The 23,894-nt window shown below is 40.7% G+C and carries 23 protein-coding genes and 2 other annotated features; of the genes, 8 read left to right on the forward strand and 15 right to left on the reverse strand.

The window, feature by feature from the left end; translation table 11 throughout:
* Nucleotides 1-56 precede the first annotated feature (56 nt).
* Nucleotides 57-1,565: an AcpB/EbpR/MafR family transcriptional regulator gene (locus C6Y02_RS11970; protein WP_106031325.1), complete on the forward strand. Its 1,509-nt coding sequence runs from the start codon at nt 57-59 to the stop codon at nt 1,563-1,565.
* A 54-nt stretch (nt 1,566-1,619) separates the two neighbouring features.
* Here C6Y02_RS11970 and C6Y02_RS11975 read toward each other — a convergent pair whose 3' ends face one another.
* From C6Y02_RS11975 to C6Y02_RS12025, 11 genes are all read right to left on the reverse strand, one after another.
* Nucleotides 1,620-1,901 carry a hypothetical protein gene (locus C6Y02_RS11975; RefSeq protein ID WP_003217864.1) on the reverse strand — a complete coding sequence of 94 codons (282 nt, stop codon included), beginning with the start codon at nt 1,899-1,901 and terminating at the stop codon, nt 1,620-1,622.
* 331 nt (nt 1,902-2,232) lie between these two features.
* Nucleotides 2,233-3,516 (reverse strand): hypothetical protein, encoded by a 1,284-nt coding sequence (locus tag C6Y02_RS11980; protein WP_106031326.1) that lies wholly within the window; start codon nt 3,514-3,516, stop codon nt 2,233-2,235.
* Nucleotides 3,517-3,542: 26 nt separating this feature from the next.
* A complete protein-coding gene (locus tag C6Y02_RS11985; RefSeq protein ID WP_106031327.1) occupies nt 3,543-4,109 on the reverse strand; it encodes a hypothetical protein in 567 nt (188 codons plus the stop codon).
* A gap of 173 nt (nt 4,110-4,282) precedes the next feature.
* Nucleotides 4,283-6,205: a threonine--tRNA ligase gene (thrS, locus tag C6Y02_RS11990; protein ID WP_106031436.1), complete on the reverse strand. Its 1,923-nt coding sequence runs from the start codon at nt 6,203-6,205 to the stop codon at nt 4,283-4,285.
* A gap of 50 nt (nt 6,206-6,255) precedes the next feature.
* Nucleotides 6,256-6,480 (reverse strand) — a binding site (T-box leader).
* 36 nt (nt 6,481-6,516) lie between these two features.
* Nucleotides 6,517-6,740 (reverse strand) — a binding site (T-box leader).
* 74 nt (nt 6,741-6,814) lie between these two features.
* Nucleotides 6,815-7,999: a DUF1835 domain-containing protein gene (locus C6Y02_RS11995; protein WP_106031328.1), complete on the reverse strand. Its 1,185-nt coding sequence runs from the start codon at nt 7,997-7,999 to the stop codon at nt 6,815-6,817.
* A 234-nt stretch (nt 8,000-8,233) separates the two neighbouring features.
* Nucleotides 8,234-9,082 (reverse strand): DNA alkylation repair protein, encoded by an 849-nt coding sequence (locus C6Y02_RS12000; RefSeq protein ID WP_106031329.1) that lies wholly within the window; start codon nt 9,080-9,082, stop codon nt 8,234-8,236.
* A 191-nt stretch (nt 9,083-9,273) separates the two neighbouring features.
* Complete coding sequence (locus C6Y02_RS12005) at nt 9,274-10,461, reverse strand: MFS transporter (RefSeq protein WP_066031157.1); 1,188 nt, start codon at nt 10,459-10,461, stop codon at nt 9,274-9,276.
* Between the two features lie 26 nt (nt 10,462-10,487).
* The gene (locus tag C6Y02_RS12010) at nt 10,488-11,315 is read right to left on the reverse strand and encodes a MerR family transcriptional regulator (protein WP_060595790.1); all 828 of its coding nucleotides are present in this window, start codon (nt 11,313-11,315) and stop codon (nt 10,488-10,490) included.
* Nucleotides 11,316-11,531: 216 nt separating this feature from the next.
* The gene (locus tag C6Y02_RS12015) at nt 11,532-11,942 is read right to left on the reverse strand and encodes a DUF6508 domain-containing protein (protein WP_106031330.1); all 411 of its coding nucleotides are present in this window, start codon (nt 11,940-11,942) and stop codon (nt 11,532-11,534) included.
* 134 nt (nt 11,943-12,076) lie between these two features.
* The gene (gene rlmD / locus C6Y02_RS12020; RefSeq protein ID WP_060595788.1) at nt 12,077-13,462 is read right to left on the reverse strand and encodes a 23S rRNA (uracil(1939)-C(5))-methyltransferase RlmD; all 1,386 of its coding nucleotides are present in this window, start codon (nt 13,460-13,462) and stop codon (nt 12,077-12,079) included.
* A 102-nt stretch (nt 13,463-13,564) separates the two neighbouring features.
* A complete protein-coding gene (locus tag C6Y02_RS12025) occupies nt 13,565-14,434 on the reverse strand; it encodes a DNA-3-methyladenine glycosylase family protein (protein WP_106031331.1) in 870 nt (289 codons plus the stop codon).
* Between the two features lie 432 nt (nt 14,435-14,866).
* Between C6Y02_RS12025 and C6Y02_RS12030 the strand changes: the two genes are divergently transcribed.
* The 3 genes from C6Y02_RS12030 to C6Y02_RS12040 all read left to right on the forward strand — a co-directional run bounded on the left by C6Y02_RS12030 (nt 14,867) and on the right by C6Y02_RS12040 (nt 16,989).
* Nucleotides 14,867-15,373, forward strand: a complete 507-nt coding sequence (locus C6Y02_RS12030; RefSeq protein ID WP_060595786.1) for a hypothetical protein — start codon at nt 14,867-14,869, stop codon at nt 15,371-15,373.
* Between the two features lie 132 nt (nt 15,374-15,505).
* Nucleotides 15,506-16,465 (forward strand): magnesium/cobalt transporter CorA, encoded by a 960-nt coding sequence (gene corA / locus C6Y02_RS12035; protein WP_060595785.1) that lies wholly within the window; start codon nt 15,506-15,508, stop codon nt 16,463-16,465.
* Between the two features lie 32 nt (nt 16,466-16,497).
* Nucleotides 16,498-16,989 (forward strand): DUF2716 domain-containing protein, encoded by a 492-nt coding sequence (locus tag C6Y02_RS12040; RefSeq protein WP_106031332.1) that lies wholly within the window; start codon nt 16,498-16,500, stop codon nt 16,987-16,989.
* Between the two features lie 34 nt (nt 16,990-17,023).
* Here C6Y02_RS12040 and pdaA read toward each other — a convergent pair whose 3' ends face one another.
* Nucleotides 17,024-17,815, reverse strand: coding sequence for a delta-lactam-biosynthetic de-N-acetylase (gene pdaA, locus C6Y02_RS12045; RefSeq protein WP_106031333.1), 792 nt, complete (start codon nt 17,813-17,815; stop codon nt 17,024-17,026).
* A gap of 100 nt (nt 17,816-17,915) precedes the next feature.
* A complete protein-coding gene (locus C6Y02_RS12050) occupies nt 17,916-18,107 on the reverse strand; it encodes an SE1561 family protein (protein WP_044139757.1) in 192 nt (63 codons plus the stop codon).
* Between the two features lie 146 nt (nt 18,108-18,253).
* Between C6Y02_RS12050 and yfkAB the strand changes: the two genes are divergently transcribed.
* The 4 genes from yfkAB to C6Y02_RS12070 all read left to right on the forward strand — a co-directional run bounded on the left by yfkAB (nt 18,254) and on the right by C6Y02_RS12070 (nt 21,573).
* The gene (yfkAB, locus tag C6Y02_RS12055) at nt 18,254-19,375 is read left to right on the forward strand and encodes a radical SAM/CxCxxxxC motif protein YfkAB (RefSeq protein WP_106031334.1); all 1,122 of its coding nucleotides are present in this window, start codon (nt 18,254-18,256) and stop codon (nt 19,373-19,375) included.
* 7 nt (nt 19,376-19,382) lie between these two features.
* Nucleotides 19,383-20,219, forward strand: coding sequence for a mechanosensitive ion channel family protein (locus C6Y02_RS12060; protein WP_060595782.1), 837 nt, complete (start codon nt 19,383-19,385; stop codon nt 20,217-20,219).
* Nucleotides 20,220-20,320: 101 nt separating this feature from the next.
* Nucleotides 20,321-20,722, forward strand: a complete 402-nt coding sequence (locus C6Y02_RS12065) for a nuclear transport factor 2 family protein (RefSeq protein WP_106031335.1) — start codon at nt 20,321-20,323, stop codon at nt 20,720-20,722.
* A gap of 131 nt (nt 20,723-20,853) precedes the next feature.
* Nucleotides 20,854-21,573, forward strand: a complete 720-nt coding sequence (locus tag C6Y02_RS12070) for a YebC/PmpR family DNA-binding transcriptional regulator (protein ID WP_034665120.1) — start codon at nt 20,854-20,856, stop codon at nt 21,571-21,573.
* 357 nt (nt 21,574-21,930) lie between these two features.
* Here the strand turns inward: C6Y02_RS12070 and C6Y02_RS12075 are convergent, their stop codons facing one another.
* Both C6Y02_RS12075 and cax read right to left on the reverse strand, forming a co-directional pair.
* Nucleotides 21,931-22,713, reverse strand: coding sequence for a YfkD famly protein (locus tag C6Y02_RS12075; RefSeq protein WP_050944786.1), 783 nt, complete (start codon nt 22,711-22,713; stop codon nt 21,931-21,933).
* Between the two features lie 67 nt (nt 22,714-22,780).
* On the reverse strand, nt 22,781-23,848 hold the full coding sequence (gene cax / locus C6Y02_RS12080; RefSeq protein WP_060595776.1) for a calcium/proton exchanger: 1,068 nt from the start codon (nt 23,846-23,848) through the stop codon (nt 22,781-22,783).
* Nucleotides 23,849-23,894: the final 46 nt, after the last annotated feature.

A 23,894-nucleotide genomic window follows, 5' to 3' on the forward strand; every position in this document is an offset into this window, starting at 1 on the left:
CTTTATCTGAACTTCATAATATATAAGGCAAGCGAGGGGAAGGAGTTAGTTGTTTGATGGAGCTCATTGATAATAAATCAAAGAGATGGATAAAAATTTTAAAACTGCTTGTATCCAAAAATAAGTGGTGGAGCCTTCAAGAAATATCGAATGAACATATCGGTTCGGTTCGTGCCATTCAAAGCGATTTAGAACAAATGAAATCGTTCAAAACAGAGAATGGAGAGCCGTTAATCCACATAAAGCCAAGACAAGGCATATCCATTTGTTATACACAGACGATACGAGTAGACTACTATATCAAAGAAATTTTAAAAGATACGATTGAAATTCGATTGATTGACGGCATTTTTTTCGAACAAAACAGGTCTTTCTATGAATGGATGGACACGCTTAATATTAGTAGATCCACATTGTATAACACCATTCATAAAATCAATTCGATCCTTACATCCTATGACATCGAGTTACGCCCAGATAGTATGCAGTTCCATGGGAATGAGAAGGAGATTCGTCAATTCTTTGTTGAGTTTTTGTTTGAAGTGTATGGAAGCCGGCTTTGGCCATTCGATGATATTCAAAAGCAAGACGCAGTTGATTTATTACAAGAGCTATTTCAGGTGCTCGAAGTCCATGTACCAGATGTGGCTATAGATAAATACTGCCTGTGGCTCGGTGTTTCCATTCACCGAGTGAGGAAAAATTTTACCATACGACGCAATTATACGTACTCGATGAATGAAGAAAAACAGACCTCTACAGCCAAAGGTATCTATAATCAAATCAAAAACTGGGAAGAGCACATTTGCCAAATGACAAAGGACATTTTTGGTATTACACTGGATCATCACGAATTTGTCTTTTTACTATTGATCGAACCAGCTATTGGCCACTTTAAATCAATTGAATCTGTCGAAGAAAAGTTGACGTTCTTTCAATCGCATACACCACACCTCTTTGAAGCCATTCATTCATTTATCAATCAATTGGAGTTGATTTATCATCAAGAGGTGGCTAATCGCAAGGTGATGACACTGATTCTTCTCCAATATTATGTGTATTCTAAGGAAATTACCGTGAGAGATGGATTCCTTTTCAAAAAGAAATCGAGTTATTTATCAGAGGTGAAAGAGCAGCTTCCTTACTTCTATTCGAGGATTACTCATATCATCCAAGAGTTAAAAACAGACGATATACTCGCTTCTTTTGTGAAAAATGAACGGGAATTGATCCGTATCATTACGTCTACCTGGAGAGGGCTTGTTCAATTTGAAATGGAGCGAAGAAACGTGTTGAACATATTTGTTATTTCAACATTAGGCTATTATCATAGTTTGTTTATAGCAGATTTAATTAAATTAAGCGTGCCTCCTCTCATTCACACTTTTACAAGTCCAGAAAATACATTAAATGATGTAACGATGGATCAACTTGGGATTGATATGATCGTGACCGATACCGAGCTCCCTATTCAATTTGGACGATATACACTGCTGATCAGCTCTTTTCCAACAAAGAAAGAATTGGACAACTTGAACCGAAGATTGGTTGATATGATCGACTAATGTTCATCAAAAAAAGCTGCTTGAGAGCTTCTCAAGCAGCTTTTTGCTTCTGTATTAATGAAGCACGATTTGTTCATTCATCAAATCAATGGCGTAAAGTGATTGCTCATATTCATCTAATAGAAGGTATACTTTGAGCGGTGCAGCGGTTTGATCTGTCTGCTGCGTGAATAGTACACAAGTGAATTTTTCGATCCCCTCTGGCAGCTTGCTTTTCAGAAAAGGATGAAGAATAGGAGAGATTCGAAGGGTATCAACATCTTTCAGCCAAAGTTCATCTTGTAACGCAGGATAATGGTCAACCAAAAACTGACGAAACACTTCCAATGTACTCAAGGTAGATATCCTCACTTTCTTCTATCATGGCTTCAAGCTTACCTAAAACAAACATATTCAAAGTCATCCTAAGATGTCAGTCCACCAAATGTCGTATACTACTAGAGACACGATTTCATTTTTCTTCAAAAAGCATTGTAGATCATGTTTACTGTCATGAGTGTTTCATATGTATGACGTCTACTATATTCCAACCGATGGACCTATGATCATATTCTTATCTGTTTCTTTCGTGATGAAACGACAACTTCCTGCTACAAAATTCCAAATTTCTTCAAAAAATTGGTGCAATGAGACAAATAAGAACAGCTCCTCACTGTTCTTTCAGACATTATGAGAGGTCTTTCAAAGAAAACACTTCGCCGCTCTCTGCATCAATACCATCATGGCAATCGAGCTTTCCGCATAGAACATATTGTTTTTGCACTTCGTCATAGACGTAGATAGGTGTAAGTTCAAGACGTTCTCTCAATTTTTCAAAGGCTTCTTTCTGAGATACAGTAATTTCACTTGCCGATTGAGAGGGACTCAGTATCCCGCACACTTGAAACATTTCTTTTTTATCTATGTAATTAACGGCTTCAAACGAGCTGGCGTCAATGAAGACCTTGATCTTGTCCATAAATCCACTGCCTTCTTGCCCGTTCGTTTTTAATATCGCATGGATGTATCCATGATCACGATGGAGTGTTTTCAGAACCCACTTTCCTGTATCCTTTGAATATTTTTGCGCCAAAAAGGTTCGGACTGCTTTTATACACTCAGTTTGCTCTTCTTTTGATATCGGGATGGTATCCGGTGAAGGCTCCAATGAGAAAGCTTGTTCAGCTGAAATGTCCTCATGGATATTCATTTCCTTTTTTTCAAAGGCTTTGTTTAACGGTTCATTCCATTCAATGATCTCATTCATGTGTATACAAAGTGTTTCTTCACGCCCAATTTCAAACGGTATAGTTCCTGTTCCATCGTTCTTGACATAGATTTCTTCTAATGCATAAATTGTTCGAATTCGATTGTGCTCGAAGGAAGGCCATTGAAACTGCTGCACTTGCTGCTCGGCTAAGTTCTCCAGCTTATCAATAGAAAGCACATATTCCTCAGCTCTCAGTAATGTTTTGGCTAAAAATGGTCCGTGGTGTGTAAAGTACATGAGCTGTCCATGTTCATCCCATTTCACCTCAATTCTGCCTGAAGGCGTCACTTTCACACCATCTATTGCTTCTTCGAAAAAAAGTCCCCCTTTCTCCTTCTGATGCATGTGAAAATGCTCACCATAGATTAACCCTGTTTCTTGTTCGATCCATTGAATGACATGAGCTGGATATGGTCTCTTAAATGTGACACCATGCTGCGCATAGGTTTTGTCCATGACAAAAATAACTGTTTCCACCTGTCCCGTATTCAAATTCACTTCAATAATGGCTGTGCCGTCTGGGTTTAAATCGTCGTCCTCAGGTTCCGTTTCATGAGAGGGGAACCATTCCATATTGAATGTATAAATCGTTTCATTAAACATGTTGACGTAACGATGAAAGCTGTGTCTTTTTAGATGATAAAGATCTAAGCCAAATTTCGCCTTTGTCTGATCAATCAATTGTTGTATGTTTGCATTCAATGGTTTCACCTCAAATTGGTTAAGTTTTATGGAAGAACAAAAATAACGATAAAGATGAAGATGATGATTACTGACAAGAATCCTAAAGCAATTCCCATTATGTTTGACTCTTTTGTATAGCCTGTTAATTCTCCATCAGTCGATCGGTCGATTTTTCTAAAGCGAAAAAGCATGCTTATATTGATAAGAGCTAGAGCCATAATCAATAAGAAAAGTAGAAATAAAGGTTGGATATCAAAGAATGGGTTCGATACATCTTGGAAGCTAAAAGACTGAAAGAACATAAGCCCACTCAATATCAGTTTCCAAACATTATCCATCTTCTGTTCTTTCTCCCACTCTTTCCCCAATTTTTCTTTTTCATAAATAGCTATCTGCTCGAAAATTGGAATGAAAGACTTTGTTGATCCTTTTTTAATAAAACCATAAATGCTTTGAAGGAGCATTAAAATTCCTAAACAAAGAAAGAAATGTGTAAATCGAATTTCAACAATTTGAATCAACATTAAAAAAGCGACGATTATGATAACGGCTATTAAATTAGAGACAGCTATTTGTTTCGTCCTCATCTTTTTCAGTGCAGCTTGTTCCATGTAATACTCCTCTCCGTTTTAAATGTTTCTGTTGAACGCTCTATCTTTATTACGATTTTACCGAAAAAATGTTTCAATATTTTCCCTTTCTACTGTCAATTCGGCTTTTTTCGCAAATGAAAAGACGCCCATCATTCAATGAACGTCTTATCTTTCTTCATGAAATCAGCACATCATATTTGAACAGCTGATCTGTTTTTTATTTGGTGGGCTGCCAGGTGTTTAAAGTCATCAACAGACAGCTGTCTAGATGTCTTTTCTCCATGCTGTCTGATGTTCAGTGTTTTTTCTTCCATTTCTGTATCGCCAATGACAGCGATATAAGGGATTTTTTGCATTTGTGCTTCTCTCATTTTATAGCCGAGTTTTTCATCCCGTTCATCGATTGTCACTCTTATTCTGATCTTTCTTAATTGCTGCTGCATCTCAAGGCAGTGATCAAGGTGAACCGTTGAGACAGGGATGATTTGTACTTGTACTGGTGCCAGCCATAACGGGAAGGCGCCTGCAAAATGCTCGATGAGAATGCCAAGGAAACGATCCAGAGAACCGAAAATGGCACTATGAATGACAACTGGCCGTACCTTTTCATTCTTTTCATTGATATATGTTAAATCAAATTTCTCAGGCATTTGAAAATCTAACTGAATTGTGGCGCACTGATGGCTCCGCTGCAAGGCATCTTTTATATGAAAATCGATTTTCGGGCCATAAAATGCCCCATCTCCTTCATTTAGCTGATAATCGACTTTTAGCCGATCAAGCACATTCTTTAGCGCTGATTCAGAGATATCCCAAATGGCATCATCGCCTAACGCTTTTTCAGGACGAGTGGATAGTTCCCCAGAGTACTCAAACCCAAATGTCCGATACACATGATCAACTAATTGGAAAATCCGTTTGATTTCAGCTTCAATTTGATCTTCTCTCAAAAAAATATGGGCATCATCTTGGCAAAATGTTCTGACCCTGAACAATCCATTTAATGCTCCGCTAAATTCATGACGATGCACCTGACCAAACTCAGCCATCCTGATCGGAAGGTCTCTGTATGAAAATAAGCTGTTTTTAAACATGAGCATATGTCCTGGACAATTCATAGGCTTTAAAGCAAAGCTTGTATGGTCTACTTCTGAGAAATACATATTTTCATGATAATGATCCCAATGTCCCGACTTTTCCCAAAGCTCTTGGTTCATCATAAACGGTGTGCTCACTTCTTCATATTGCGCTTTGCCTCGCACTTCTCTAGAAAAAGCCATTAATTCATTTTTGACAAGCTGACCTTTTGGTAAATAAAACGGCATACCTGGCGCTTCTTCCGAAAACATGAACAGAGATAATTGTTTCCCTAATTTCCGGTGATCACGCTTGTTTGCTTCTTCCATGAAATGAAGATACTCAGCTAGATGTTTTGGAAGTTGAAACGCTACACCATACACTCGCTGCAATACATCTTGATGACTGTCACCCCGCCAATAAGCACCTGCAACACGTGTTAGTTTAAATGACTTTACGAACCCAGTAGAAGGTAAATGAGGCCCGCGGCATAAGTCGATAAATTCACCCTGCTGATACACTGTGATGGCTTCTTCAGATGGGAGTCGTTTTAAAATCTCCAGCTTATATGGATCATGTGCAAACAACGATTCAGCTTCTTTGTAAGAGACCTCCTTTCTTTGGATGAGATGATTCTCGTTTATGATCTTTTCCATCTCTTTTTCAATCTCTGCCAAATCCTCTACGCTTAATGTTTGATTTAGCTTCATATCATAGTAAAATCCATTTTCGATGACAGGTCCGATTCCAAGTGTGACATTGTCATATAACCTTTTCACCGCTTGGGCTAATACGTGTGCAGATGTATGGCGCAGCACTTCAAGCCCTTCTTTTGAATCGAGTGTGACAATAGACAGCCCAGCATCGCTGTCCAGCTGGTGACTTAAATCGACCAATTGATCATTGATCTTTCCTGCCACTGCTTTTTTCCTTAAACTCGGGCTAATATGGGAGGCAACACCTGCGACAGTCGTACCTGCAGAAAACTCCTTTATCTTTCCATCTGGAAATTGAATCTTCACCATGTTTTCTTTCATGACTGACACACCTTTCATTTTTTGATATAAAAAAACACACCCATCCCTCATAAAGGGACGAATGTGTAATCCGTGGTTCCACCCAAATTCCCATAACGCATTTTCGCTTTATGGCTCTGGTGCCGTAACGTGGCATAGTCGGTATTGGATACTTCAATTTTCCCCAATACAGCTCAAAGGTGGTAAGACAACTTTTCTGCGTTAGGAAGATTTCAGCGTGACTTCCCTCTCTAGTAACCGATAAAAGCTGCTCATGTCCTTTTCAAAGCCTGATGATAGTTGAGTGAACAAAAAAACACACCCATCCCTCATAAAGGGACGAATGTGTGATCCGTGGTTCCACCCAAATTCCCATAACGCGTATTCGCTTTATGGCTCTGGTGCCGTAACGTGGCGTAGACGGTATTGGATACTTCAATTTTCCCCAATACAGCTCAAAGGTGGTAAGACCATTTCCTGCGTTAGGAAGATTTCAGCGTGACTTCCCTCTCTGGTAACCAGTAAAAATGGCTCATGTCCTTTTCTTCGCTTTTAATTTCTCCATATCTTACATGATGATGATAGAACATGTAAAGCTTTATTTTGTGCAGAGCAATTGAAATTCATTCTTTAAATGATGTGTTGCGTGTATTTACTTGGGCTGTATTCAATTTGAAACGCAGGGGATAAGGCTCGTTTCACTTCTTCAGTGATACGCTCTCCTTCTTGATTGAATTTCTTTTCCATGTCTGCGCCATTTGGCACCAAATCATCTGTCTCTTCGTCAAACCAGCGGCCATACTGTATGTTCCAATTCCAAATCTTTGAGAAAAGTGTATCGCTCATTGGTATATCATCTCTTTCTAGATGACATTGACAATACCCACAATGAAAAGGTTCACCACCGTAATCTCCTTCAATTTTCACAAAAGGATGATCCTCAAATTCACGGCAGCACACCCATTTTTTGAAGTGCTGACCGAATTCTGTCAGTTTAATTGAGTAATAACGCATGGAAGTTCGTCGTCCTATCATGTCAAAAATGCCTTGATCAATTAATCTCTTTATCCGATACTCGATAAAATCATCACCGATATACTGATCTAAATGACCAATGACTTCTCCTATTAAGCGTGGAGTTACGATGTACTCCTCTTCTGGCTCGGACTGATGAAGCCGCTTAGCCATTTTCACTAAATAAGCATCAAATTCATCTTCTGGTACACTGATCGTTTTTCCTTTTTGCCATATCCGCAGCGTATGATTTTCTTTAGCAAATGAAAGCCATTCGTTTTGTAATTTCTCTCTTTCTTCTTTTGATACTGCGTGAATGTGCTCTTTACATCTGTACAAAACCTTCAATTTTTCAGTTGTAATTTCCCCGGCATGGCGAATATCCATTCGTCTTGTATTTGTATTGAACAGCTGATCAAATGCAGTCGTTGTATTGAGTAGAGTCAATTCAATGTTTTTCTCTTTTAATAAATAGATGGCATATCGTAAACCAATTTGCTCATGTGCATTACTGCCTGTCCAGATGAGGATACGCGTACCATCTTTTATATCTTTTATTTGTTGAAGCATTCTATGCTGATCGTTGACCATGTCATCAAAATAGCCAAATTCATTTGATATCACGTTACGCAGCCACTCTATACGCTTCTCCTGTCCTTCATGTTCATGCAAATGCAAAAGGGGTCCAATCGAATAAATGTCATCAAAGGCGATAATATTATTTACTTGATCTTGCTTCATTTCACGTAATGCTTGTTTTAAACTACCGGCAGGTGCTGCCCCAAATACGATATGTATCATCATTTGTCTCCCTTTATCTTACAGTTTATTTCATCTTCACCTATTCATGGCTCTTGCGTCAATTCTATTGAGTCAATTTCATTCAAAAGTATGACAATGAGAGGATAAGATATATATAGAATGCAGAATTGAAGAGACTATATCCCACGAAATGGGGCAATCTGTTTACTGAGCTCGCTTTGAGACTTTTCTTTCTGAATGATTTATAGATAGAAATCCCCTCAAAAAAGGATTTCAGTTCAAGCTCTTATTCACAGATTCCCCTTCACAAATCGTTCTCTTCGCTTTCTTGATAATTCTGCTAGTCGCTTTTGTATCAGATTCCTTAGACCACTGTTCGCAAAGGTTCATGACCCAATTTGGCTGTGTTTTACTAGCGTCATTGAGCCAGTTTCCTACAGAATCTTGAACATATGTTGATGGATCGGATTTGAGTAAATTTAGAATAGGCAGCGCCCTCTCTGGCTCTTGTTTTAATAACTCAATATGCTTTGTCCATACCCCTCTAGGACGGATCGCCTCTACAGAGAACCGGCGAAGATTTTCATCCCCGCTTTTTGCCCATTCTGTTAAATATTCTATTCTTTGATCAAGCTGATGACTGAGGCTTTCTCTCACGGACATCCACGCAATTTCTCGAACACCAAAATGATGATCAGCTGCAAATGGCTGAATGTACGCAAGTTTCTCTTTCAGAGTTGATAAACGTTGTTTGTTCATATAAGCAGCCCAACAGCGAACGCTATCAGATACGTGGTGAGCAAATGCCTGTAGTACTTCCGCTTGTTTTTCCTCATTCTCTTTGTGTAGCACTTCATCTAACAATTGACCGATGAGACGAATTGCTTTCATTCCTGATTCAGCTTTTTGTTTAGTGATCTCAGATGAAATATCGTCTATATAATGGTCTAAACCAACGGACGGCAAAACATGCTGTATTAGCGTCATATGATTGACAGCCAGCCATTCAGTTAAATTCACACTTTCGATCTCTCCCTGATTCAAAAGGGTCCAGACGTCACGAGGGATATCAGTCCCCTTTCGAGCGCCTTTTCGATTGATGATATCCTCACTTATTTGCATTCTATTTTCTCTCCTCGTCTAGCAGTTCTTTTGTTAGACATTCATCGTTTTTAAAAGAAATTTGTTGATGCCTTCATTCTTTGGATATTGACTCCTATTGTAGCAAATAAACAACTTCACTGGTTCATTCTTCAAATCAAAAAGGAACTACCCGAAATAAGTAGTTCCTTCTATACAAAATTGAATTTAAGTTAGCTTCCTTGTTCGATCACCTTCAAACTCTTATGCTGAGAAAATCGGTCAAACGCCACCATTAGAATGGTCATGAGTAAAGCGAGAAAAACGGTTCCAGCACTGATCCAGCTTAGGTTTAATATAGATGTTTCGCTTAACACAATCCCTCCTACACCAGAGCCTAAGGCAAATCCGAATTGAATAAATGATGTATTGACACTTAATGCGATATCAGGAGATTTTGGTACAAGTGTGACAAGATATAGCTGCTGAGCTGGTGATGTGCTCCATGTAGCGATCATCCATATCATGATGACAGCCACCATGACCACGAGATTCCCTGTGACAAATGCTAGCAGCATGAGCATGATGATTTGCAGAATGATTCCAGAGAAAATCGTGAATATTGGGCCCTTTTTATCTGCTGCAATCCCTCCAAGGCTGGAGCCCAAAAAGCTGCATATTCCAGCTAGTAATAAAATGCCACTGATTTCTGTGATACTAAGGTTTGCTGATGCTTGCAGGAAGGGCGTTAAATAGGTAAATAACGTGGAATATCCACCTACATAGAATAGCGTCACTGCCACCGCAAGTAATATTCGCTTATCTTTTAAGATCGATAATTGCATACCAAGTGTCACCGGTTCTTGTTCTTTCATAGACGGAATTCGCCTATACACAACAATCAGCGGAATAAGCGTGATCAATCCAATGGTTGCGAATAATGCTTTCCATCCGATCATACTGCTTAGAAATGTCCCGATTGGAACACCTAAAACCAAGGAGCTGCTTAATCCCATTAAAATGATGCCAATGGCTGTTCCTCTTTTTTCACGTTCTACAAGACGAGTCGCAACAGCCATTGCCACTACAATAGCAGTCCCCCCACTGATTCCTTGTAAAATCCTTGTCATCATCACCATTTCAAACGAATGGCTGACACTTGTGATGAAATTACTTAAAATAAAAATGATCAGCATCCATGATAATATTTTTCTGCGGTCCATATTGATTGTGAGTGCAATGACAATCGGTGCGCCGATTGCTGCTGAGAGAGCTAAAGACGTGACCAATAATCCAGCAGCAGACGTCGTGACATGTAAATCATCTGCGACCATCTGGATAATGCCTGTAATGATATATTCGATCGTTCCAATTAAAAAGGCTGCTAATGCAAGTAAATAGACAACGGTTTTATTTTTCATCGTGACGTTTCTCCTTTGGGCAAAGTTTACGATTTGATCTCATCTTTAATAGGAATTTGAATTTCAATGAGTCTGCCTTCTTCATTTTCAGACAAAGGGTAATAAATCTCTCGGCCCGGCTGGTCTTCTTTCACGCGGTATCCATTATTTTCGATCCATGTCGCCAGGTCAATACAAGCAGTTTGTGCGGATGGAGAATGTGAATGAAATAACAGTGTCGCCATGGTTTCTTCTGCAGGTAACGTACGTATCTTGATTCCTTGAGGAAGAGTGCCCCTTAACGATTTGACGGAATACCCCACCTCAAATTCGAACTCACTTTCTTTTTCCATTGATTCCCTCCACAGCACCACTTGTGGTCCCGAGATCGATTCTTGTTGATTTTTAAGTAATAAATGATGAAACGTTTGAAAGAATGAAGGAATTTCGTCAACAGTTCCGTTGGATTGAAAAGACATGATGCTTTTGCTTTCAACAGATTTGATAATGACCTCCTGTTCTTTTTCAACACACCCCTCTCGTTTAATGAGGTGCATCCGCTCCTTAATACGCGCTAATTTCTGTTGTTCTCTCTCGATCAATTGCTGAATCTCACTTTCTTTCAGCAGAAACATGCCCTGAATCTGCTCTACCGAAATATCTTCCCGAAGAAGCTGAGCCATTTGCTTTAACGTAAAGCCCAATTCCTTGTACAGAAAAATTCGATTGACTTCGAGCAGCTGCTCAGCTGAGTAATAACGGTATCCCGAATCTTGATCAATCTGCTTAGGCTTTAATAAATCAATTTGGTCATAATATCTTAAGGTTTTAACAGGCACTTTACTCAACATAGAAAAATCGCCGATCTTGAACATCCTGCATCTCCTCCGTTTTGTTGATCTGATCAAAGTATAAACCTTTCAGTTAAGGGGAAGGTCAACTGAAGAATTTAAAAATGTCGATTCGCTTCAGTAGAAACAAAAAAGCACTATTTTCAAATAGTGCCTAAAACGAAGGTTTTCGATTCACTTTTAAAAGAATGCTTTCTGATAAGAGCGGAGCACATGCCATCACCCCTTGAATTTATTCATTTACCCCAAACAATCCAATCTTTTCAGGCACTTTACAATATCTCCACTTTTAAAGAAATTGAATATGGCACCCTCGCTAAACCGTTCGGCTCTTACAACCCCCATCATGAGAGCAAGCACACACTGCGCATTTAAATTTGAAATGTCCACATTCTCCATATCGTTCGGTCCACCTTCAATCCCATTTTCTTTGAGGATCTCTCTGTAGCGGGTAAGCTCCAGCTCTTGATGTTGTTTTGCAAAGGTATAAACATCTTCGATCAAGTGACGAACCGTTTCGGAATAATTCACAAAGGGCATCTGAATTGGGCGTTCAGCTGTTCCATCATTTTCTTGATCGATTACCCATTCTCCAATATGATCTTCCTGAAGCAGCGGTATGTATTTTGTTAGAATATCGAATTGACTCATTTTCATCCTCCTCTATCTCCTTTATATGGTTTACTCTGATCGACACCTATGGATCAGTATAAAAAAATCCGTGATCATCCTACCAGCTAGACACCAGTATTCAAATCACGGACAGTCTTTATTCACTTCACTTTTTATACTCTAACCATTGATACAACTGTCTCCACATGCGCCGTTTGCGGAAACATATCAACTGGCTGCATGTATTCGATTTTGTAGTCTTTTGACATGTATTCGAGGTCTTTTGCTAATGTTGATGGGTTGCAAGAGACGTAGACAAGGCGTTTTGGTTTGACTTGTTTGACAGTGTCTAAGAAGGTGCGCTCGCAGCCTGTTCTTGGCGGGTCCACGACGATGACGTCAGGACGGAAGCCTTCTTTGACCCATTTTGGCAGCCAGTGTTCAGCTGTTCCTGTCACATAGGTCGCGTTTTTCATGCCGTGTTTTTTGGCATTTTTCTTGGCATCATCAATCGATTCTTTGATGACATCCATTCCTCTTACTTCTTTTGCACCATCTGAGAGCCACATACCAATGGTTCCAACGCCGCAATATGCATCGACAACCTTTTCTTTGCCAGTCAGTTTGGCCGCTTTTTTCGCTTCGTCGTAAAGCTTTAGCGTTTGCTTCGGATTCAATTGGAAGAAAGCACGTGCACTCAGTTCAAAGGAGACGTCTCCTAAAAATTCTTGAATGACCATGTTGCCAGCTAGGTGAGATGTCTTATGGCCAAAGATGACCGACGTTTTTTCACCGTTGACATTGTGCATAATGGACGTCACTTCTGGCAGACGTTTTTGAATGGCTTCGGCGATTTCTTTTTTCTTTGGAAATTCAGGTTTTGATGTGACTAGAACGACCTGTACTTCACCTGTTTCAAAACCGACACGCACAACAATTGAGCGTACGTCGCCTTTTCTCGTCCGTTCATTGTAGACCGATACACCGAATTTCTCTAAGATTTTGCGGACAACGCCCGTTGTTTTGTTCGTATTTGGATGCTGCACGATACATTCCTTGATCGGTACAAGCTTATGAGAGTTCAGTCCGTAAAGTCCAGCAATGATGTCACCGCTGTGAGAACGCCCTACTTGGAACTGGCTTTTGTTCCGGTAGTGCCACGGATCTTCCATACCGATCGTTGGTCGAATATCTAGTTTTTCAACTGATAGCTTCGTATGTCGTTCTATTGATTGAATGACAATATCTCGTTTTTCCTTTAGCTGCTGCTCGTATGCCAAATGCTGTAGCTGACAGCCTCCGCACTGCTCGTATACTGGGCATGGCGGTTTCACTCGATGCTCGGAGCGCTTTCGGACTTTCCTGACCGTACCTTCTGCATATTTTGCTTGGACATTCGTTGCTTCCACAACCACTTCTTCGCCTGGAAGCGCACCCGGGACAAAGACCACTTGCTTTTTAAAATAACCGACCCCTTCCCCATTAATGCCAAGGCGTTTAATGGTAAGCGGGAACTGCTGTCCCTTTTGTAAAAGGGCACCTTGCTGTTTTTCCTTCACTTCATTCTCTCCGTTCTATCTGAACCCTTGATAGGTTGTCTTCATTTTATTCCATCTCATTAGTATATCATGACTTGGACAAAGAGAGAAAATCCCTTTCATTTATTTATCTGTCTCAATGCTTCTCCATAAATATAAAGAAGCGTAGCTTAAATACGGGGTCCACTCCTTGCTTAATGCTGCCATTTCTTCTTTTGTCGGCTTTTCAGGCAGGTCAAAATGCCGCTTGATGGCGTTTTGAATACCGATATCTGCCATCGGAAAGAGATTTGGTCTTCCAAGTCCATTCATGAGCACATTTTGAACTGTCCAAGGTCCAATCCCTCTAATCGGAAGCAGACGTTCTTCCACCTCCAGATCAGTTAAATCGTGTAATTCTTCTAAACAAAGAGAGCCGCTCACAATTCGCTTCGATACATCGATGACATATTCCGCTTTCCGCTGACTAAATTGGAGCTTTCTCAAATCCTCTGTTTCAAGTGAGGCGATGGCTTCCGGTAAAGGATCAAACCAAACACCTTCTATTTGCTCACCGTACGTATGAACAAACCGTTTCGTGAGCTCATAAGCAAACGCCAGATTGAGCTGCTGATGAATGATGCATTTCATCAAACAATGATATAAATGAAAATCCAGCATGAGCGGTGTCCCGACATGACGCTCAAATATGGACGCTAAATTCGTTTGAGAAAAATGCTCATGCACAGCGTGTAATTGATGCTTCATGCCAAATATCCGCTTCACCTCACATATGAGAGGTTCCTCAGGACCTTTTCCTTGCACCCGAAACGTGGGCGCTTCTTTTGTTCCGGTGGCTTGAACGACGACAACGTATGGTTTTTGTTCTAACCTAATTGGTACTTTGATTTCTCGTTTATTCAAATCGACTGCTTTTAATGGATCACTTGATAAGCGTCTGAGCACTTGATCGAAATGATACGGCGGCTCCACCACCAGCTCTTTTTCCCACATGTTTTACTCTTCCTTTCTGCAAACACGCAGATGCGATTGTTTCACTTTGCATGAATGATTCTCCATATTGAATACTTTTAAACATAAAGAGTACAAGAATTTATCAGTTATATCTTCCTTATTTACGGTCATTTTCCTTTTGGATGAAGAAACATTTTTAGTCGAATTCAGCTAAAATTCGACAGCATCCTTCAATATTTTAGGATTATTTACCTTAAATTAGAAATAGAACCTCTGGGTGATATCTTCTATTCCGAAAACATTTGTATAATTATGACATATCAAGGAGGTGAACAAAGGAATTAGCTGATTAGGCAATCATTTGTTTTATCTTGCAGGACCATATTTTACCTCATTGATAACCGGCTTCACCTAGTTTCACTTTTTACGAAAAGAAAGACCCAAAATTTAAAAACAAAGGAGATCCGACCAATGAAAAAAACCATTCTTTCTGTTGCCCTTGCCACTGCTGTTTCTTCGACACTACCAGTATTCGCTGACGCTGCTGAACAAAAAACTACTCCAGTTTCAACTACTGTTCAGCAAACTGTTTTAAACAAAGCTGTTGAAAGTAAAGCATCTACAACCGCAGGAAACGTTAATATTAACTTTGACGTACTTGGTATAGCTAATGCATTAATCAATGCTGCAAATGCTAACACAAACCGTGAAGGCTTTGTCAAAGGACTAATGGAGTCTGCTTTCTATGCTGCGGGCTCAAAATACAATGTCATGGTATTTAACTTAAGCCAAGGTTATGAGACTCGTTTCAACGGAGTCAAAACGTTTGCTACTGTGAAATACGGAAGCATTACTTACGGAGTTTGGGTATTTGAAAATGGATCTTTCACAAACAAAGGTGACGGCGGCTACATCAACTGGGCATTTAGAGGCTGGTTCGACCGTAACGGTGGTTTCGTCAACTTCCGTCGTCCTTAATTCTCGGTTTTATCCATCAATCATACACGCACATTGGACCGATCTCAGTAATGAGATCGGCTTTTTTATGCAGAACACGTATAAGTTCACCGGTGCTGCTTCATGATATAATGCAAGTCTGGAGGGGTGCACATGCTGAAAAAAATTGCAGTGACAAAAAACGGCGACTTGATTGAACATGCAACATTACAGCAGCTTTCAAGCCCCGATATCGCCTGGTACTGGATTGATTTCCATGCGCCAACGGAAAAGGAAGCAGCGCTTTTGAAGGAATACTTTCAGTTCCATCCGCTTGCGATTGAGGATTGCTTCCATTATTTACAGCGGCCGAAGCTTGATTTTTATGAAGGGTATTTATTTTTCGTGCTTCATGCCCTGAATCAAAAGACGCTTCGATCTGAGGAAATCGATCTGTTTGTCGGTGACAATTATATCGTGACCTTTCATTTGAAGGAAGCACCATACATTGATCGTGTCATTCGAAAGCTCAAAGAATCTGACAAAACCCGAAATAGCGGACCTGAGCATATTGCTTATATGCTGATTGATCAGCTTACCGATGATTATTTCCCAATCATTTATCAAATTGAGGACAGGCTGAATGAAATTGAGGATGAAGAAGGTCATAAAACATATGGAACGCTGATGAACGAAGTATTCGGAATTCGATCCGATTTGCTCAAGCTGCGAAGAACGATTATCCCGATGAGGGACCTTTTATATCGTATTGTCAACACAAATACGATGAGAAGCGATACGAACCGGCAAGCATATTTCAATGATATTTATGATCACCTTTTGAAACTAACCGAGATCGTCGAGTCAAACCGTGATATGACGGCCGATTTACGAGACAGCTATCAGACGCTGAATTCCAATCGAATGAATGCGATCATGATGACATTGACCATTGTGTCGACCATTTTTATCCCACTGACCTTTATTGTTGGGGTGTACGGAATGAACTTTGATAACATGCCTGAATTACACTGGAAGTATGGCTATTTTGGGGTGCTGATTTTCATGGGTCTGCTCGTCTCGGGTATGCTTTTGTGGTTTAAGCATAAAGGGTGGTTCCGCATTTTCAAATAATTTGTTGAGAGAATAGCTTGGGGGCGGTTAAGGTGGAAAACTGGATTCCATTGACTCATCAAGAACTAAAGCTGGTATGGAAGACGTTCTATCGAGATTTCAAATTTAATCCAAGCATCTCTCGTTTTCCCTCATTCCACGTACCATCTCCTTATATTACATATGATATCTCTGTTTATTTTGAGGACCCTTCCCTTCTACATGCGGAGGAAGACCTTGAAGAGAAAGCATTACTTGCTTTTCAGGAGCATATGAGAACAGACGAATATATGCTGGCACTCGATTGGCAGCACGAATGCTACTGGATCACACCATACGGCTCATTTGAAAAAGATGTATTTGGAGAATGGACAGTGCCTGTGCTTCCTAACGGGGATTATGATTTCTTTTTATCAAAGGAGATGCATTGGGGCTTGCTAGGACATCCTTGGGAGCAAAGTATCACGATTTTCGGTGAGGGCTTGATTGACTCTTTCACGCGCCATCATCCGATTTTGTTTCAGTGTAAAATAAGAGAAGGATAAAGAAAAAGCTCGCAGGTCTTCTGCAAGCTTTTTTCTATAGCTGAGGCAGATGCCATACTTTTTCAAGCATGAGATCGTCTAGGCTTTTAAAGGAATAACCTTGTTTTTTCAGGGCCGTGATGGCATCATCCAATGCCTCTGCATTGTCTCTTGAGACGGTATGAAGTAAGTAAATGGCACCTGGGTGCGCCTGCTTCATCATTTGATCGTAGGCATACTGTTTTCCTTTTTGATGATGAATATGCCAGTCCACAAACGCTACTGACCAGAAAACGGTTTGGTAGCCGAGCTCTTTTGTTTCCTTCAGCACTCTTTCACTGAATACACCGCGCGGCGGACGAAGATAGAGGTTGTCTTGTTTTCCAGTGATTTTGTACACGGCTTCATTGACACGGTCCAGCTCTTCTTTGATTTCTTTCGTACTCTTTGTTGTTAAATCTGGATGGTGATAGGAGTGGTTGCCAATGATATGACCTTCCTCTGCCATACGTTTGACGAGCTCAGGCTGATCCTTTACAAAGTGCCCTGTCACAAAAAAGGTGCCTGATACTTGATGTTTTTTCAGCACATCTAAGATCTTCGGCGTGTACCCATTTTCATAGCCATTGTCGAAGGTAAAATAAATCTCTTTCTTTTTCGTGTTTCCTAAATAAAAGGCATCATACTTTTTTAAAAGGACGTTCAATTCTTTACCCGCATCTGCTGGCTTGTGTTCTTTGCTTTTCGCAAATCCCCAATGGACGGGCTTATTAGACACGGCTTCCGCTTCTGAGAGAGGCATGGATACAAAAAGCGCACATAAACAGATGAGCATGTATTTTTTCATTTACGTCACTTCCCGGTTTTTCTTCTATTGTGCAGAATAAGACCGAGACTCATACACTGATTCACCTGCCAAATTAAAGAAAAAGCCCGCACTGCGCGAGCTATTCTTCCTTCCAATCGCTTTTAAACCGTTCATATTTCGCTTCTAGGTCGTCAATCATCTGGATCAGTCTGTCTATATCCTCAACATCTGTTGATTCAGGATCTAATGAATCAATCACATTCATAAACATATCTAATCGGTTCTTTAAATAATCAACCTGCTGCTCTTTGCTGTCTGCTGCCTTGCCCATAGATACACTCCCTTTAGCATTTGTTTCTAGCTTATCTTTTTTCCCCTTGTAAATCAATGATGCCCCACTTGCGTATAACGGTGATGGGGCTTAAAATTAACTGTTGGCGGGTCTACGTTTGCCCGAATGAAAAGGAGATAGATACCATGAACCAAAAAACAGCACTTCGTCCGATTACACCTGCATACGACCCTTGGGAAGCCTATCTCGATGTGCAGGATTACGGAGAGATGAAGCTGACAAATATCGAATTTACAACAACGACGTTGTGTAACATGAGATGTGAGCACTGTGCGGTCGGCTATACCTTACAGCCTAAGGACCCGAATGCACTGCCGCTTGATTTACTGCTTCGCCGTTTAGATGAAGTTCCGCTTCTGCGCTCAATCAGTATTACAGGCGGAGAGCCTATGCTTTCTCTCAAATCTGTGCGGGAATATGTCGTCCCTTTATTAAAGTATGCCCATGAACGCGGCGTCCGTACACAGATCAATTCAAACTTAACACTTGATTTGGCGCGATATGAGGAAATTATTCCATACTTAGATGTCCTTCACATCTCACATAACTGGGGAACTGTCGAAGAGTTTGCAACGGTCGGTTTTGCGATGATGGACAGAAAACCAACCTTTGAGCAGCGCGAGAAATTATTTAACCGCATGATTGAAAATAGCCGGGCACTTGTCAAAGCGGGTGTTACCGTATCTGCTGAAACCATGCTCAATAAGCGCACGCTTCCATATATTGAACACATCCACCGGCAAATCGTGGAGGAAATGAAATGCCAGCGCCACGAAGTTCACCCAATGTACCCAAGTGATTTTGCCAGCGCCCTTGAATCATTGACGCTTCCGCAAATGCGTGATGCGATTCATCAGCTGCTTGATATTCGTGATCAAGACACATGGATGCTGTTTGGCACCTTGCCATTTTATTCTTGCAGCACAGATGAAGAAGATCAGCGCCTCCTCAAGCGATTGCGTCAGGAGAAACATGTCACGGTACGAAATGACCCTGACGGCCGCTCACGTTTGAATGTGAATATTTTTGATGGGAATATTATTGTGACAGACTTTGGCGATACACCGCCGCTTGGAAACATTGCTACTGATACATTGCAATCTGCTTATTCACGCTGGATGGACACAAAATTAGCAAAAGAGCTGAATTGCCATTGTCCAAGCGTACAATGCCTCGGTCCGAATGTTCTTGTGAAAAACAGCTATTATCAAGATGTTGATTTTACTTCTCGTACAGCCAGGGGGTAACCGATAGATGGACGATACTTTTCTGACAATAGTCAAGAACAAATACATTGAAATTCTCCTTGTTGGACTCGTTCTTTGGCTTGCCGTCTTTATGATTAACAAAGCGCTTCAAATTTTCTTTAAACGAACGGAGTTTATAGAGGACAAGAAGAAAAAAACGATCGAGAGCTTGGTCAAATCTGTTACGAAATACACCGCTTCGATTTGCTTTGTAATGTATGTCATTTCTCTCTTCTTTCATGATTTTGGGAAAATTCTTGCAGGTGCTGGTGTTGCTGGGATCGTCATCGGTTTTGGCGCCCAGACGCTGATTCGCGATATTTTAGCAGGCATTTTTCTGATCTATGAACGTCAGATTCATAAAGGGGATTATGTGACAGTGAATAACCTCTTTAATGGAACGATTGAAGAGATTGGTCTCCGCTCTCTGCAAATTAGAGAATGGAGCGGCAAGCTGTTAACCATTTCTAACGGAGACATCCGGCAAATTCAAAACTATAACATGCACTACATGCGGATTACGGAGTCTGTATTAATTAGTGCGAATCAAAACCCAGACACAGCCTTTCAAGCACTCGAAACGGCCTGTGACAATTTAAATCAGATGCATCATGATTTTCTCAAAAAAGATGAATTTCAACATGCCATTGAACCGTTTCAAGTCCATGGCATTATGGGCCTGAACAAGCTGAACCGCGGGATTGAGATCACAGTGAAAGGAATGGTCGAAGACGAAAAATACTTCGATGCTGCCCTCGCTGTCCGAAAAGAAATGATCAAACAACTTCATCAGCATGATGTCAAATTGCTTGAAGATCTCGTTTATCCCCAGCCTGCAAAATAACCTCATTTATGATGGGGTTATTTTTTTGATTGTTTTTTGTTAACTAGTTAATTATAATTGATTATAGTTAACTGGTTAACATAAAGAGAGGATGTTGATTCATGACAAAAAAAGAAGCGATATCATTTATTAAAGAGATGTATGAAGAGGTATTAATCAAATTCAATATAGAAAAAGTGGAGGCTTATTTTTCACCTGATTATCAGCAAGTGACTGATGGAAAGGTTTCGACACTTGATGAGTTTAAAATGCATCTATCCACATTAAAAGGATTGACAAAACAGCTTGAGATCCCCGCTTTTCATGATGTGTTATTTGATGAAGATACGCAGCAAGGGTGTTTTCGTTACACTGTACATGTGGAACTCGCAAGCGGGGACCGGGGTTTAATTGATGTCATGGCTCTTTTCACGTTATTAGATGGCAGGTTCATTCGGTGCGACGAGCTGACGAGATCTCACAAGCAGCATGAAACGCTTGAACAGCTTGGACACATCAGCTAAGAAATCTCTTCATTTCAGCCCTCTTACTTCTATCCTCTTGACTGATTCATGTATAATAGAAGGCAGAATGATTTCATGCAGCATGGGGACCCTCATACTGTGTATTTACTAAGTGAAAGAGAGTGAATAAGATGGGTCGTAAGTGGAACAACATTAAAGAAAAGAAAGCATCAAAGGATGCCAATACAAGTCGTATTTACGCAAAATTCGGGCGTGAAATTTATGTGGCTGCCAAACAAGGTGAGCCAAACCCAGAATCAAACCAAGCACTTCGCTTTGTTCTAGAACGTGCCAAAACATATAGTGTCCCAAAACACATTGTAGACCGTGCCATTGAAAAAGCAAAAGGCGGTGCGGAAGAGAATTTCGATGAGCTGCGCTACGAAGGATTTGGTCCAAACGGATCAATGGTGATCGTTGATGCCCTCACCAATAACGTCAACCGCACAGCTTCAGATGTTCGAGCAGCATTTGGGAAAAACGGTGGAAACATGGGCGTAAGCGGCTCTGTTGCTTATATGTTTGACCAAACAGCTGTCATCGGTGTCGAAGGAAAAAGTGAAGAAGAAACGCTTGAGCTTTTAATGGAAGCAGACGTTGATGTACGTGACATCATGGAAGAAGATGAAACAGTGATTGTATACGCTGAACCAGATCAATTCCATCAAGTACAAGAAGCATTCAAACAAGCCGGCGTTGAAGAATTTACTGTCGCTGAAATCACAATGCTTCCTCAAAATGAAGTGACATTAGATGATGAATCTAAAGCACAATTCGAGAAACTTATCGATGTATTAGAAGAGCTTGAAGATGTGCAGCAGGTTTATCATAATGTGGATTTAGGGGAATAAAAATTTAAGCCATAGTAGTGGTTGGGTTCATTCAACTTCTACTATGGCTTTTTTATTTTCTCAAAAAAATGTACCATATGAATATCATGTTAATTTCTACAAACTTTTAAGGAGCTGAGTTCCATCTTTAGAACATGGTGGTTTTCTTATTATGGATTTATGATCATCCCGTTTCTTGGTCTATGTTTTATTTTTAACAATTTAACGATATTGACCAAAGTGATCTTCTTTCTTTTCATCTTATGGTTTTTCTATAACCTCTTTGATTTTTACAAGAGTGAACTGAAACGGGAAAAAGAGAAATCCAATTAGCAAAAAAACAGTCATCTCCTCTCTTGATAAGAGGAGACGACTGTTTTAATTCATCCCTTGAAACCCAAACGTCAGGTGATCCTGCACAGGAATCCAAGCGCCGATTCCTTGTGAGGTCACGTTTTTTACGACGAGTTTGCGTTTATTTCCTTTGAGCACAAGGTACACTTCTCCGTATGTCACCTTTCCTTTTTCGTTAATCGCTGGTGCATAGGCATGAAGCGAAGCTGCTTTTTTCGGAGATACATGGTACGACTGATCTCGTTTTGTTCCTGCGCCAATCACTGTGTCAAAAGCGAGGGGCAGCTTTGTTTTTTGAATGGCTTTTTGCATCATCAATGTTTTCACATCTTCCGGGTTTGGCACCTTTGCTGTGAGCCCGCCGCTCACTTTCACTTGCTGCTTTTGAACGTATTTTCCAATGGCAGTTTTGTTGCCGCCTCTATTATCAATGTGGTTCGTATTCACTTTTTTGTATTCCCAGTTGGCAACCGTTTCGTTTGAATCGTAGCTCAGTGCCCATCTTCCAAGGAAAATGGTCGCGCGGTATCCAACCGCTAATGGCGTCCCTGAAATGCTGGATTCATTCAGCATTTTGATCAAATGGGTATTTTCAATCGGTACATTCGTTGTTTTGAACAATTCAGCTGTCAGCTCGCTCGGCTGGAGCAGGGGCTGATCCTGTGACGCGTTCGGATACGTATTCTCCTTTGAGATACTAGCGACAGACGATGGCACCTTAAATGGCTTCGCCGCCTCCGCTGGAAAGCTGTATAGAAAACTTAAGGATAAGAGAACAACAAACATGATGCGGGGCATCTTTTTCATATCATCACTCTTTCTCATTCATTTTTCCATAGTATTTTCCGCAAAGACGTCCCTTATCCACAAAAGATTATAAAAGGAAAAATCCAATCGCCATAATGAAATAGGCAGCAAGTAATGTGGCGCCTTCAAACCAGTTTGTATCACCATCATTTGATAAAATGACCGTGAGTAACACAGCGGATGCCATCGCAATGAGCTCTGGTAAAGAGAAAATGAGCGGCATCTGCTTATTGAAAAAAAGAGAGCTGATGACAAGGATTGGCGCGACCATCATGGCAACCTGAAGCGTTGAGCCAAAAGCAATTTCCACCGCGACATCCATTTTGTTTTTATACGCCATGATGACAGCTGAGGCATGTTCTGCGGCATTTCCGACGATGGCCACAATAATGACTCCGATAAACAGCTCACTCCAGCCAAATTGTTCTCCCACCGTATCAAATGTATGGACGAGGCGCTCTGAAATGTACGCAACGGCAATCGTCGCAAGCAGCAAAATCACAGTGGCAAACTTACCAGACCATTCAGGTGTTTCTTCTTCCGTCTCCGCTTCCCCGTCCATGCTCTCCAGCTTGGCAACATAGACTCCGCGGTGGCTGACCAGTTTGAAATAGAGCGCTGCGACATAAAGCAAAATCATCACAATGCTAATTCCAATGCTTAAAACAAATTGTTTATCCTCAGCCATCTCCACCGAAAACACTTCTGGAATGACAAACGCCACAATAATGGCAAACATGAGCAAGCCCGAGTTGTGCCTTGCATCGTGGACATTGAACACTTGGCGCTTATATTTTAATCCGCCAACGAAAAAAGACAGCCCCGCCACAAGCAGTAAGTTTCCGATAACTGATCCAGTTAATGAAGCAAGTACAATAGCTGTCAGTCCTTGCTTTAATGCAAAAAATGAAATAATTAACTCTACCGCATTTCCAAATGTGGCGTTTAAAAGCCCGCCAATTCTTGGGCCCGCTATGATGGCAAGACTTTCTGTGGCTCTTCCCATAAAACTAGCAAGACCAATAATGGCGATACAATACACAGCAAACATGATGACCTGCGGAAAATGAAGAAAACTCCCAATGACCGATAGCGGCACACCAATTGCGACAATCACAAGAAACAAACGATTCATACAGCCATTCTCCTTTACATATGTCTGATTGTTATTCTTTCGTGAG

The sequence above is a fragment of the Bacillus sp. NMCC4 genome, assembly GCF_002998555.1.
Taxonomy (GTDB): Bacteria; Bacillota; Bacilli; order Bacillales; family Bacillaceae; genus Bacillus.

Coding starts and splice junctions, on each gene's coding strand:
- C6Y02_RS11970 (WP_106031325.1), top strand. CDS start 57: ATGGAGCTCATTGATAATAAATCAAAGAGATGGATAAAAATTTTAAAA.
- C6Y02_RS11985 (WP_106031327.1), bottom strand. CDS start 4,109: ATGGAACAAGCTGCACTGAAAAAGATGAGGACGAAACAAATAGCTGTC.
- thrS (WP_106031436.1), bottom strand. CDS start 6,205: ATGAAAGAAAACATGGTGAAGATTCAATTTCCAGATGGAAAGATAAAG.
- C6Y02_RS11995 (WP_106031328.1), bottom strand. CDS start 7,999: ATGATACATATCGTATTTGGGGCAGCACCTGCCGGTAGTTTAAAACAA.
- C6Y02_RS12000 (WP_106031329.1), bottom strand. CDS start 9,082: ATGCAAATAAGTGAGGATATCATCAATCGAAAAGGCGCTCGAAAGGGG.
- C6Y02_RS12005 (WP_066031157.1), bottom strand. CDS start 10,461: ATGAAAAATAAAACCGTTGTCTATTTACTTGCATTAGCAGCCTTTTTA.
- C6Y02_RS12010 (WP_060595790.1), bottom strand. CDS start 11,315: ATGTTCAAGATCGGCGATTTTTCTATGTTGAGTAAAGTGCCTGTTAAA.
- C6Y02_RS12015 (WP_106031330.1), bottom strand. CDS start 11,942: ATGAGTCAATTCGATATTCTAACAAAATACATACCGCTGCTTCAGGAA.
- C6Y02_RS12025 (WP_106031331.1), bottom strand. CDS start 14,434: ATGTGGGAAAAAGAGCTGGTGGTGGAGCCGCCGTATCATTTCGATCAA.
- C6Y02_RS12030 (WP_060595786.1), top strand. CDS start 14,867: ATGAAAAAAACCATTCTTTCTGTTGCCCTTGCCACTGCTGTTTCTTCG.
- corA (WP_060595785.1), top strand. CDS start 15,506: ATGCTGAAAAAAATTGCAGTGACAAAAAACGGCGACTTGATTGAACAT.
- pdaA (WP_106031333.1), bottom strand. CDS start 17,815: ATGAAAAAATACATGCTCATCTGTTTATGTGCGCTTTTTGTATCCATG.
- C6Y02_RS12050 (WP_044139757.1), bottom strand. CDS start 18,107: ATGGGCAAGGCAGCAGACAGCAAAGAGCAGCAGGTTGATTATTTAAAG.
- yfkAB (WP_106031334.1), top strand. CDS start 18,254: ATGAACCAAAAAACAGCACTTCGTCCGATTACACCTGCATACGACCCT.
- C6Y02_RS12060 (WP_060595782.1), top strand. CDS start 19,383: ATGGACGATACTTTTCTGACAATAGTCAAGAACAAATACATTGAAATT.
- C6Y02_RS12065 (WP_106031335.1), top strand. CDS start 20,321: ATGACAAAAAAAGAAGCGATATCATTTATTAAAGAGATGTATGAAGAG.
- C6Y02_RS12070 (WP_034665120.1), top strand. CDS start 20,854: ATGGGTCGTAAGTGGAACAACATTAAAGAAAAGAAAGCATCAAAGGAT.
- C6Y02_RS12075 (WP_050944786.1), bottom strand. CDS start 22,713: ATGAAAAAGATGCCCCGCATCATGTTTGTTGTTCTCTTATCCTTAAGT.
- cax (WP_060595776.1), bottom strand. CDS start 23,848: ATGAATCGTTTGTTTCTTGTGATTGTCGCAATTGGTGTGCCGCTATCG.